This is a genomic window from Stenotrophomonas sp. 278 (genome assembly GCF_003935715.1).
Lineage (GTDB): Bacteria > Pseudomonadota > Gammaproteobacteria > Xanthomonadales > Xanthomonadaceae > Stenotrophomonas > Stenotrophomonas maltophilia_AH.
Map to the genome: position 1 here is coordinate 1 of NZ_RHPP01000265.1, position 2,258 is coordinate 2,258.

At 63.9% G+C, this 2,258-nt stretch carries 2 protein-coding genes and 1 pseudogene; 2 read left to right on the forward strand and 1 reads right to left on the reverse strand.

Features of this window, described 5'->3' with window-relative positions; translation table 11 throughout:
* A pseudogene (locus tag EGJ34_RS22435) lies at positions 1-452 on the forward strand (hypothetical protein); the annotation flags it as partial.
* Positions 449-940, forward strand: coding sequence for a type II secretion system protein GspM (gene gspM, locus EGJ34_RS21445; protein ID WP_125362418.1), 492 nt, complete (start codon positions 449-451; stop codon positions 938-940). The pseudogene EGJ34_RS22435 and the gene gspM, both read left to right, overlap by 4 nt.
* Positions 941-1,454: 514 nt before the next feature.
* Here gspM and EGJ34_RS21450 read toward each other — a convergent pair.
* On the reverse strand, positions 1,455-2,258 hold an 804-nt coding region (locus EGJ34_RS21450), incomplete at its 5' end, for a terminase gpA endonuclease subunit (protein WP_185750288.1).

Sequence of the window (2,258 nt, forward strand, 5' to 3'; positions counted from 1 at the left end):
GAGCCCGTCGCCGCCGCGTCGCGCTGGCCGCCCTAGTGGCTTTGTCGCCGCTGCTCCTGCTGGCCGCGCAGACGCTGCGCGACCACGCAACGGCCGCATGGCTCCGACATCGCGCGGACCACGTGGCCGCTGCGGTACTCACGGGCGAACGGGGTCCGGATCCGTCCGCCACGCTGGATGTCCGCTATCGCCAGGCCAATGCACCGTTCCTGCTGGCGCGGCAATCGTCGGCCCTGTTCACCGCAATTGCCCAGCAGCCGGGCAGCCAGCTGGAAAGCTACGAGTTCGACGCAGGGTCTGGGCTGCGTGCGGGACTCGTCCACCGCACGCCAGCGGAGCTGGATGCGCTCCGAACCGCGCTGCAGGCACAGGGTATCGAACTGCTCACGCAGGAGAGCGTGCCTGTCGATGGCGGCCTGCGCACCCAGATTAACCTTGAGGAACGGCGATGAGCGTTGCACCCCCGTCTGAGAGCCGCCTTCGCACCTGGTGGTCACAACGCGACCGACGTGAACAGCAGCTGCTGGCGGTGATGACCGTGATGGTGGCGGCGTTCGCGCTGTGGTTCGGACTTTACAGGCCGCTGGATCGTATGAGCAATTTGGCCGCGGGACAGCGGACACAGGCCGCTGCGCAGCTGTACGCCACGCGCACCGCCGCGACTTCGCTACGGGATCTGCGGGAACGACATGCCCGGCCGGGCACGGTGGATGAACTGCGCGCGCTTGTCCTGGAGAGTGCCGTCAGCAGCGGACTAACTCTCAGTCGCGAGCATCACGATCCACAGAGTGGCGTCGATATCGAAGTGGAGTCCGCGCAACCAGCGCAATTGTTCGCGTGGCTGGATACGCTCCGTTACAGTCACGGCTTGGCACCCGATGAATTGAGCGTCGTGCGCAACAACACGGGGGTGCGCGTGCAGGCCCGCTTTCTGCCCTGAAGAGGTGCTGAGGCGGCAGGAGTTCTTCCCACCCACTGCCGCCCCAGACCCCCGGTGCCCTCTTGATCAGAGCTACCGTCTCTAGATTACCCAGGCAAGATTACGAGTTAATGTCCCGCTCATGGCGACGTCAGCAGCGGGTGCAGCATGCACCGTATCGATAGACCGCTAGCGCCCACGATAAGAGAAGAATGCTAACCCCGTACCCGATTTGCCGACCGACCAGGCTTGGGCAATCCGCCCGGAAAGAGTGCGTGAAGCTTAGATCTGGAAAGCTCGAATTCTCGCAAAACCTTCTTTACTGGTGTGCCACGTAGAAGAGCCTCTCGTATCGCGTCCATGGGGTACTGACGTGTCCGCTTGCGGGCGGGGAAGTAGAGCTGCTCCCCTGCCAAGCAATCCATTACGGAATCCACAAGAGGCTGTGCCATTCGCTCGCTGATACCGACGTCTGCGAGCATTGCGGCCATGATTCGTTCTCGCAGCTGATCCTCTTTACCACTGTTCTTTACCATTACAAGCCCCACCCGTCGCGCCCGAACCCCGCGCTACGCGGACGCGCACCACCATCCGGCGATCGCTGCGCCCGTGTTCCACGGGAATCCATCGTGCCCTTCCCTTGCGCATCGCCATGACTGCTCTCGGCACCCGCGTGTGTTCCACGGGAATCCGCACCCGCGCTTGCAGCCGTTGCCGCCAACTTTGCCTCCAAAGCGTCCCAGTCGGACTTGGTGAATCGGTGCAGCCGCACCTCCGGGTGGTGCGCGGCGGCATAGGCGTACACCCACGTATCCAGCGGCTCATTGCGGGTCACCCGCTTCTCGAACCGGTTCTTGACCGGGTTGTAGACCTCCGACACCAGGCCCGGGAAAAACTCCTGCGGCAACTCATCGCTGAAACGCACCAAACGGGCCTCGGCCTGACGCTCGGCGTCGGCCGCAAGGCGGCTGTAGAGATAGTGCTTCGCCGCCACGGTGCCCACGTGATGGATGATGATGCCGCGCTTGTCAGTGCGCTCCTTCCAGGTCACATCGGCCAGCTTGCCCTTGGACAGGATCGGAGCGTTGTTGGGTACTGCACCGAAGATGCACATCACGCGGGTGATCTTGCGCTGGCGCACGTAGTTCTTGACCGCCTCGGTCCGGTGGCCACCGGCATCGATGGCCGTGGCTGATGCGCGCAGCTGCACGCCATCCTCGCGTTCGATGGGACGATTGAGCAGATCTGTCAGCGCCACCCATACGTCTTCCTCGGCCGGGTCGCCAGCCAGCTCCACATAGTCCAGCGTCCAAGCGGTCATTCCCCGACCCCAGCCCAC